This is a genomic window from Luteibacter aegosomatis (assembly GCF_023078455.1).
Lineage (GTDB): Bacteria > Pseudomonadota > Gammaproteobacteria > Xanthomonadales > Rhodanobacteraceae > Luteibacter > Luteibacter aegosomatis.
In genome coordinates this window covers 2,546,555-2,555,536 of record NZ_CP095740.1, presented here as the reverse complement: position 1 = coordinate 2,555,536, position 8,982 = coordinate 2,546,555, and the positions used below count along the sequence as shown (strand labels likewise).

Below are 8,982 nucleotides of genomic sequence, written 5' to 3'. Positions count from 1 at the left end.
GCATGGAGGACACCATGAACGACACCCTCGTCGCCGACGCCCCGGTCGCCCCGCGGTACTCGCGCACCGTCGCCGACTTGCCGTGCCCGAAAGGCCATCCCTACGCGGGCAACGCGCTGCAACTGGCCGGGCGCCAGATGCACCAGAAGTTCACTGCCTGGGTGCGCGAACACGGCCCCATGTTCCGGCTGGAGGTATTCGGCCATCCCCTCGTGATCGTCTCCGACGCAGCCACCGTCCATTCGCTGCTGCGCGAGAGGCCGGATGGCTTCCGCCGGGCCGGCGGCCTGAAGCAGGTGATGAGCGAACTGAACGTCGGCGGCGTCATCACCGCCGAGGGCGAGGCATGGCGCAAGCAGCGCAAGCTGGTGATGAGCGGGCTCAACGTAGAAGTGATCCGCAATTTTTTCCCCACCATGATCGCGATGACCGAACGGATGTTCGACCGTTGGGCGGCCATGCTGGCGGAAGGCAAGGCGGTGGACCTCAAGCGCGAGCTCAAGGCGATGGCGCTGGACATCATCGTGGGGCTCGCGATGGGACACGACATCGACGCGGTGAACCACGAAGGCGATCCGCTGCAACGCGACATCGATGCCATCTTCCTTCGCCTGGGACAGCGCACCACCGCGGCGTTTCCGTATTGGCGGTATTTCAGGCTGCCGGTGGACCGTGCCGCCGAACGCTCGTCGGCCGACATCGAGGCGAAGGTGAAGGAGTTCATCCGCGATACGCGCGAGCGCATGGATCGCCAGCGCAAGCCGGGCAACATGCTCGAAGCGATGATCGTGGCCGCCGACGATCCCGAATCGGGCTTCACCGACGAGGAGCTGGTGAGCAACGCCATCCTCAGCGTGATCGGCGGCGAGGACACCACCGCCAATTCCATCGCCTGGATGATCCACCTACTGGCGCAGAACCCCCAAGCGGCCGCCGCCCTGCGCGCCGAGGTGGACGCGGTGCTGGACGGGGACACGCTTCCGCGCGACTGGGAGCGGATGAAGCTGTTCACCTATCTCGAGGCGGCGCACAGCGAAACGCAGCGCCTGCGTTCGGTGGCGCCTTACGTCGGTTTGACCGCCAACGCCGATTGCGTGGTCGCCGATACCTTCATCCCGAAGAACACCACCGTCATCGTCGCCACCGCAGGCGAAGGCCTGGACGAGGCGCAGTTTCCCGATCGCGAGGCGTTTCGCCCCGAACGCTGGATTCCCGGGCAGCGGCCGAAGCGGGAAGAGGATCCGTCTCGCAAGCTGTTTCCCTTCGGGGGAGGTTCGCGCCTGTGTCCTGGCCGTTTTCTCGCCCTGACGGAGATCAAGATGGTGGTCGCGATGATCGTGCGCAATTTCGACCTCGAGCTGGATGCCAAGGCGCCGCCGCCGAAGGAGGTGCTGAACTTCTTCATGGCGCCCAGTTCGCTGCCGGTGCGGCTGAAGCCGAGGGTGCGCCGGTGAATCCGCCGGGCACGCCATCGAACCTCGCCATCGCGCGGCGGATCCTCGACGTCTCGTTGCCCCTGATGGGGTCGATGATCGGCAACCTCGTGCTGATGCTCGTGGACCGCATCTGCCTGGCGAGGTATTCGAGCGACACGCTGGCGGCGTCGGGACCGGCGGTGTACACGGCCATGGCGATCGTCGGCTTCTTCGTGGCCGTGGTCGGCTTCTCCCGCTCGTGCGTGGCGCAGGCCTTCGGTCGTTCCGGGCACGGGGACGCGGCCTACCAGGCCGCGATCGGCATCGCGATAGGGCTCGTGCTCGCCGCGGCCATGCTGCTGCTGGCTCCGCTGATGGAAACGATCCCTTCGTTGAGCAGCCGGCCTCCCGCGCTCACGCGGCTGGAATCGCAGTTCCTGTTCTGGTCGGCCTTCTTCGGCGCGGGCATGACGTTCAACATGGCGCTGTCGTCGTACTTCAACGGCATCGGCAAGACCCGCATCACCCTGGTGGCGGGATTGATCGGCCAGGCCGTGGGCATCGTGATGACCATCGGCCTGGTGTTCGGCCGGTTCGGCCTGCCGGAACTGGGCATGCGCGGTTCGGCCCTGGGCACCCTGGCCGGTACGCTGGCCATCACGGCCTGCTACCTCCGCTACACGCCGGCCGAGGTCTGGGCGGACTTTCGCCGGGTGGTGTTCGACAAGGGCGTTCGCCTGCCGGAGGTGATGCCGCGCCTCAGGAAAGGGTTTGCCCTGGGCGTGACCGCAGGCGTGGCCAACTTCGGCAACGCCATCTTCATCTGGGTGATGGCGGGACTGGGAGCGATCGCGCTGGCCGCCAACAACGTCAACCTCACGGTGAGCTACCTGGGCGTCATTCCCCTGCTGGGCCTGGGGATCGGTTGCAGCGTGCTGTGCGGCAACGCGCTGGGCAAGGGCGATTTCGACCAGGTACCGCGGATCATTCTCGTGTCGCTGGCGATCGAGCTGGCGTACGTCGCCGTCACGGCATGCTTCCAGATCGTCACGCCGGATGTCCTGCTCGGCCCCTTCGGCCTTGCGGGGAAGCCGGAGGAAATCCATCATGCCTCCGTCGCCACGGCGAAGGTGCTGTGGACGTATTCGCTGGCGTTCGTGTTCTCGATGACCGGGCAGGCCGTGCTGGAGAGTTTCGGGATCACGCGCTTCGTGTTCGGCGTACGCTTCGTGCTGATGTGGCTGATGAGCATTCCGACGATCTACCTGATGAACCAGGCCCACGTGGGCGACGCGGACTACCTTCCGACCGCCTGGGTGATCGGTTCCAGCTTCGAGGCGGCCATCGGCCTGTTGTATTTCTGGCGCATCTGGCTGGCGGTGAGGCGGCGACAGAACGAGATCGTGCTCGCCCGGGCGGCCGCTTGAGGCGCCTGTCGCTCGCGGGACATCCCGGCGGATGGCCCGACGCGTTCCTGCTGGAATTCGACCTCCCCGAGGGCGGCGTCGAGGACTTCGCCCGCCACGGTATCGCCTGTCCGCCGTCGGTGGAGCGCAGCGTGGCCAAGCGTCGCGCCGAGTACCTCGCCGGCCGGCGCGTGGCGGTCGCCGCGCTGCGCGAGGCGGGCGCCGACGTGCACGACGTGGCTATCGGCGTAAATCGCGCGCCGTCGTGGCCCTCCGGGTTCACCGGCAGCATCACGCACGCGTCGGGCATGGCGGCCGCCGTCGCCATGCCCGACCGCGGCGTGCGTGGCGTGGGGATCGACATCGAAAACGTCGCGTCGGAAAGCGCGCTGACGGCCATCGTGCAATCGGTGGTGGACGAAGACGAGCACCGGGTACTGGACGATCTCGCCCGACGCATCGGAGGGCCGATGGCCCTGACCGTGGCCTTCTCGGCGAAGGAGAGTTTCTACAAGGCCACCGCGGCGACGGTAGGGCGGATCTTCGAGTTCACGGCATTGAAGATCGTGGGCGGCGATGAGGACAGGCTTTACGCGCGGGTGGCGGAGCCTCTGGCGTCGTCGTTACCGACGGGTATGGAGGTCGCGATGGGATACGCGGCACTGAACGAAGCGACGGTGGTCACCAGCTTCCGGTGGTGAAGGCCACCTTCGACCTTCCGTTGCTCGCCGAGGCCCTGCCGTTAGTTGGCTTGTCCGCGAGCATCGTGAAATCCTACGATTCCCACACAGCGATGCGGAGGACTGGCGAATGCGCTCGACGTTTCTCGCGATGGCGACGATGGCTGCTTGGGCCGGGATGGCACCGGTATCGGCGGCGCCTCCCGATGCCGAGCTCTCCCGCACGGTGAAGGAGGTGATGCGCGACACCGGCGCCCAGGGCATGGCGGTGGCCGTCATCGACGGGGGCAAGGTCCTCGACGTTCAGGCGTACGGCAAGCGGAACGCCAAGGGCGAGCCGCTGACCACCGACACGATCATGTACGGAGCGAGCCTGACCAAGGCCGTCTTCGCCTATACGGTGATGCAACTGGTCGACGAAAAACGCGTCGATCTGGACCGCTCGATCGCCACGTACCTGCCCAGGCCGCTTCCCGATTACGTCGGTGACGACATCGAGGACCGTTATGCCGACTACAGCGCCCTGAAAGGTGACGAGCGGTGGCGGAAGCTCACCCCGCGCATCCTGCTCAGCCATCGCAGCGGCTTCGCGAACTTCGGTTTTCTCGAGCCCGACCACAAGCTCCATATCCATTTCGATCCCGGCACCCGTTACAGCTATTCCGGCGACGGCATCATCCTGATGCAGTTCGTTCTCGAAAAGGGCCTGGGCCTCGACGTCGGCGACGAGATGCGCAAACGGGTGTTCGCCCCGCTGGGCATGAAACGCACCTCCATGATGTGGCGTGCCGATTTCGCCGGTAACCTCGCCGACGGATGGACCCTCGACGGCAAGACGGAGCCCCACGACGAGCGTTCGAAGACCCGGGCGGCCGGTTCCATGGACACGACCATCGCCGACATGGCGCGTCTGGCGGCGGCCGTGGTGCGCGGGCAGGGGCTGAGTGCGGCATCCCGCGCCGAGATGGTCCGCTCGCAGGCGCCGATCGCCACGAAGTCGCAGTTCCCGACCCTGCAGCCGGACTTGCCCGTCGCCGATCGCGTGCCCGGGCTGGGCGCGGGTATCGGCGTGGTCCATTTCGAGGGACCGCAGGGCCCGGGCTTCTTCAAGACCGGCCACAACGATTCGACGGGAAACGTGTGGGTGTGCGTCGAGCGTGGCCAACGCTGCGTGGTGGTGTTGAGCAACGACGTGCGTGCGGAGGCGGGGTTTCCCCGCATCGTCCATGCCGTGCTGGGCGAGGTGGGCGTTCCCTGGGCGTGGGAATACGGCGACCTGAAGCTCCTGCCCGTGCGCTGACGAGGGCCTCGACGCAAACGCCGTCCGTTTCGCCGTAGTCACCGGCCTGCGCCGGTGCGACGTTTCGTTTATCCTCGACCCGGCGCAGGCCGGCGCCTACGGCCACGAGACCGCTCTTCACCTTGCCGCCACACGGGTCCGAACGTGCTTGACCGCGATCGTAACGTCCACGTCGACCTATTGCGCGGCATCTGCATTCTGCTGGTGATGCTGCTCCACTACTCGCTGGCCTATCGCCTTCACGACAGCCCGCTGAACGATTGGTTGCCGGTCGACACGTTGAAGACGATCTTCTTCAACGGGAACTACGGCGTATCGGTCTTCTTCGTGATCTCCGGGTTCCTGATCACCTCGAACATCCTGCGTCGCTACGGGTCGCCGGCCGGCACCGACGTGATCCATTTCTACAAGCTGCGCCTGTTCCGGCTGTATCCCTCGGTGGTGCTGGCCCTGGCGATCATCACCGTGCTGGGATTGGCCGGCCTGCGGTGTTTCGTCAACGCCAACCGGCATACCGATTTCGGCAACGGATTCTTCGTCGTCGGCAACCTTTCCGTGCTGACGTTCTGGCACAACATCCTCATGGAGCGCGTGGGGTACTTCAACTACGCGATGAACATCTACTGGTCGCTGTCGGTGGAAGAGGTGTTCTATCTGCTCTATCCGCTGGTGCTGGTGACCGTGCAAAAGCGCTGGGCGCGACTGGCCCTGGCTGCGGTCTGCGTGGTGGTGGGGCCCGTCTATCGCGGCATGCACAGCGATGACGAGCTGTATTTCATGTATGGCAACCTGGCCTGCGTCGACATGCTGGTCTACGGTTGCCTGGCGGCTGCCGTGGCCGGGAACGTCGTGCTCCCCGCCCCCCTGCGGCGGATGCTCGCGCTGGTGTCGGTGGTCGCCATGGGCTGGATCTACATGCGGGGCATCGGCGGCCACGAGGCCTGGGGTGCCACGCAGCTCGGCGTCGCCACGGCGGTATTCCTCGTGATGGTCCACCGTCTTCCCACCGGGAGCGTGGCCAGGTGGGCGGCCGCACCCCTGGCCTGGCTGGGCTCGCACAGCTACGAGCTGTACCTCTTCCACATCGTCGTACTCGGCGTCATGCAGGCGTGGGTGCCGAAGGCCGCCATGCCACACGAGGTGAAGCTGCCGATGCTGCTGCTGTTCGTCGTGCTGTCGGCGGCGTTCGCATGGGTCGTGGCCCGTTTCTACGGCGACCCGTTGAATCGCGCGCTTCGCGGGCGTTACGCCGGGGCAAGGCGAACCGTGTCCGTCATGGACGGGGTGGGTTCGCGGCCTTGAACACGGCGTCGTTGGCGGCCTTCACGCGTCGGAAGTCCATCTTTTCCACGCGCCGGTCGTACGTCAGGAAGCCATTGACCTCATGCTCGACATCGCTGGTCTGGGTATAGACGGCGGCGCCGAGGCCCTCGTGCGCGACCAGGGGTATCAACGCCGACTGCACCTCTTCGAAACGCCTCGTCAGGGCCTCCTTGTCCGCGACCATTTCGTACGATCCGTGTTTTCCCGGCCACATGTGGCCGGGTGCGAGCATGCCCAGTCCGCCGTACTCGCCGAGCGCCGCCGCGCGCGTGGCGCTCGGCTTGGGGGGATGGCCCGGACCGACGTAGATGTGCAGGTCGTCGAAATCGCCGTTGCCGGGGTCGCCCGCGGCCTTTCGGTAGTCGGGGGCGTTGTTGTAACCGGTATTGCCGTCGACAAGCCGCGTGGGATCGAATCGTCTTGTCCAGGCGGTGATGCGCGGCACGTCGTAGGCGCCCCAGTTTTCGTTGAAGGGCACCCAGGCGACGATGGCCGGTGAGTTTCCGTGCTGCTCGATGATCCGCTGCCATTCGTGCTCGAACTGCGTGCGCACCTCGGGACGATCGTCGGGATACCAGATCGACGGCATGTCCTGCCACACCAGCAGGCCGATCCGGTCGGCCCAGTAATACCAGCGCTGCGGTTCGACCTTGGCGTGCTTGCGTACCATGTTGAAGCCCAGGCGCTTGATGACCTCGAGGTCGGATTTCAACGCGGCGTCGGTGGGGGCGGTGTGGATGCCGTCGGGCCAATAGCCCTGGTCCAGCGGCCCCATCTGGAATACGAACCGGCCGTTGAGCAGGGGGCGCAACCGGCCGTCGACCTTGCCCAGGGCCACCGAGCGCATGCCCACGTAGCTGCCGACCTCGTCGAGTACCTTGCCTTCGTGATCCAGCAGTTGCACCTGCAGGTCGTAGAGATGGGGATCGTCGGGAGACCACAGCCGAGGATGCGCGACGTGCAGCTCGGCCGCCCTGGACGCATCGGACGTGGCTTCGGCGACGGCCTTGCCGTCCGACAGCATGATCACGCGGAGCCTCACCGCCTCGCCCTGGATGGCCGCGGATACGGTTACCGTCGACGTCGCCACGTCGGGCGTGATCTTCAGGCTCGCGACGTGCGTAGTCGGCACGGGCTCGAGCCACACCGTTTGCCAGATACCCGAGGTGAAGGTGTAGTCGCCGCGTTTCAACGCGCCCTTGCCGCTGGAATGCGTGCCGTCATGGGTATCCCGCGCGCCGACGACGAGCTCGTTCTCGCCGGGATGGAGCCATCGGCTGATGTCCACTTCGAAGGCATCCCAGTCGCCCTGGTGGGTGGTGGCGAGATGACCGTTCACGTAGACGACCGCTTCGTGGGACACCGCATCGAAGTGCAGCAGCACGGGTCGTTGTCCCCACGACGCGGGAATGGCGAAGTGTCGCCGATACCACATGTTGATCGGCTGCTTCTTCATCACGCCGGACAGGTACGACTCGGGAGCGAACGGTACCTTGATGGTGGCGTGTCTTGCCGGAAAGCCCGGCGGCGCGGCTCGTTGGCCGTCGGGTTTCGGGGCGGCGCTTCCACCCATGAAATCCCAGGTGCCGTTGAGGTTGAGCCAGGCGGCGCGGGTCATCTGCGGGCGCGGATAGTCGGGAAGCGGCACCGGTGCGGTCCTGGCTTCTTCGGTCCATGGCGTGGTCAAGGGCGCGATGGACGACGCGTCGGCGGTGGATGCCGTGGCTAGTGCGATGGCCAGGACGCAACGTGCGTGGAAATTCATGATGTCGCCTTCGTAAATCCGTGACTCGGAAGGCTAGCTCAAGGAACGTGTGGATTTGAACGGGGTGCGGAGAACGAAATCCACATGGCGGTCCGGAATATCCGCATCGCTTCTTTCGCTGAAACCGTGCGTAAGGCGCCGGGTTCCCGCGAAAGCAGGAACCCGGCGCCTCGTTTCACGAGGGTGCGACGACACTCAGGCCTTCTTGCCGATCTTCCGATCCAGGAAACCGCGGATCAACGGCATGATCTCGTCGCCCTTGTCCTCCAGCGCGAAGTGTCCGGTCGGGAACAGGTGGAACTCCAGGTCCTTCAGGTCGCGCTTGTACGGATGCGCACCGTCGGCCGGGAAGATCGTGTCCCGCTCACCCCAGGTGATGAGGGTCGGCGGCTGGTGTTCGCGGAAGAGGCGCTGCACTTCCGGATACAGCGGCACGTTGTTGCGGTAGTCGTACATCACGTCCATCTGGATGTCCTCGTTGCCGGGACGATCCAGCAGCGCCTGGTCGTGCACCCAGTTGTCGGGCGAGATGCGCGTGACATCGTCCACGCCGTCGGTGTACTGGAAGATCGTGGTGTCCGCTTTCACCAGCCAGCGCAGCGCGTCGCGGCTCTTCTCGGCGCCGTCGGCCCAGTACGTCTTGATCGGGTCCCAGAAGGCCTTGAGGCCTTCGTCATAGGCGTTGCCGTTCTGCACGATGAGGGCGGTGAGCTTTTCCGGATGCTTCAGGAACAGCTGCCAACCCACCGGCGCGCCATAGTCCATGACGTACATGGCGTACTTCTGCACGCCGAGCCGCTCGAGCAGCGTGCGAACCAGGTTGCCGAAGTTCTCGAACGTATAGGCGTACTTCGTGTGGTCGGGAGCGTCGCTCTGGCCGTAACCGGGATAGTCCGGCGCGATCACGCGGTAGCCGTCGGCCAGATACGGCATGAGATGGCGGAACATATGCGAAGACGTCGGGAAACCGTGCAGCAACACCACGACGGGCGCGTCTTTCGGGCCCGCTTCGCGGTAGGCGATCTTCAGGCCGTCGATCCGTTCGCTGCGATGGAATACGACGGGGAGGGTGGAAGCGTTCATGAGGATTCTC

7 protein-coding genes are annotated in these 8,982 nt (G+C 65.6%); 5 read left to right on the top strand and 2 right to left on the bottom strand.

Annotated features, from left to right (window positions below):
• Positions 1–14: 14 nt before the first annotated feature.
• The 5 genes from L2Y94_RS11470 to L2Y94_RS11450 all read left to right on the top strand — a co-directional run bounded on the left by L2Y94_RS11470 (position 15) and on the right by L2Y94_RS11450 (position 6,103).
• Positions 15–1,454, top strand: a complete 1,440-nt coding sequence (locus L2Y94_RS11470; protein WP_247366568.1) for a cytochrome P450 — start codon at positions 15–17, stop codon at positions 1,452–1,454.
• On the top strand, positions 1,451–2,842 hold the full coding sequence (locus L2Y94_RS11465; RefSeq protein ID WP_247366567.1) for an MATE family efflux transporter: 1,392 nt from the start codon (positions 1,451–1,453) through the stop codon (positions 2,840–2,842). Before L2Y94_RS11470 ends, L2Y94_RS11465 begins: the two co-directional genes overlap by 4 nt.
• Entirely contained in the window at positions 2,839–3,522 is a 684-nt protein-coding gene (locus tag L2Y94_RS11460) for a 4'-phosphopantetheinyl transferase family protein (RefSeq protein WP_247366566.1), read from the top strand. Before L2Y94_RS11465 ends, L2Y94_RS11460 begins: the two co-directional genes overlap by 4 nt.
• Positions 3,523–3,631: 109 nt before the next feature.
• Positions 3,632–4,801 (top strand): serine hydrolase domain-containing protein, encoded by a 1,170-nt coding sequence (locus tag L2Y94_RS11455; protein WP_425602400.1) that lies wholly within the window; start codon positions 3,632–3,634, stop codon positions 4,799–4,801.
• A 144-nt stretch (positions 4,802–4,945) separates the two neighbouring features.
• On the top strand, positions 4,946–6,103 hold the full coding sequence (locus L2Y94_RS11450; RefSeq protein ID WP_247366565.1) for an acyltransferase family protein: 1,158 nt from the start codon (positions 4,946–4,948) through the stop codon (positions 6,101–6,103).
• Here L2Y94_RS11450 and L2Y94_RS11445 read toward each other — a convergent pair.
• Both L2Y94_RS11445 and L2Y94_RS11440 read right to left on the bottom strand, forming a co-directional pair.
• Complete coding sequence (locus L2Y94_RS11445) at positions 6,075–7,889, bottom strand: glycoside hydrolase family 2 protein (RefSeq protein WP_247366564.1); 1,815 nt, start codon at positions 7,887–7,889, stop codon at positions 6,075–6,077. The two genes, L2Y94_RS11450 and L2Y94_RS11445, sit on opposite strands and share 29 nt — an antisense overlap.
• Positions 7,890–8,084: 195 nt before the next feature.
• A complete protein-coding gene (locus L2Y94_RS11440; protein ID WP_256452129.1) occupies positions 8,085–8,972 on the bottom strand; it encodes an alpha/beta fold hydrolase in 888 nt (295 codons plus the stop codon).
• Positions 8,973–8,982 lie beyond the last annotated feature (10 nt).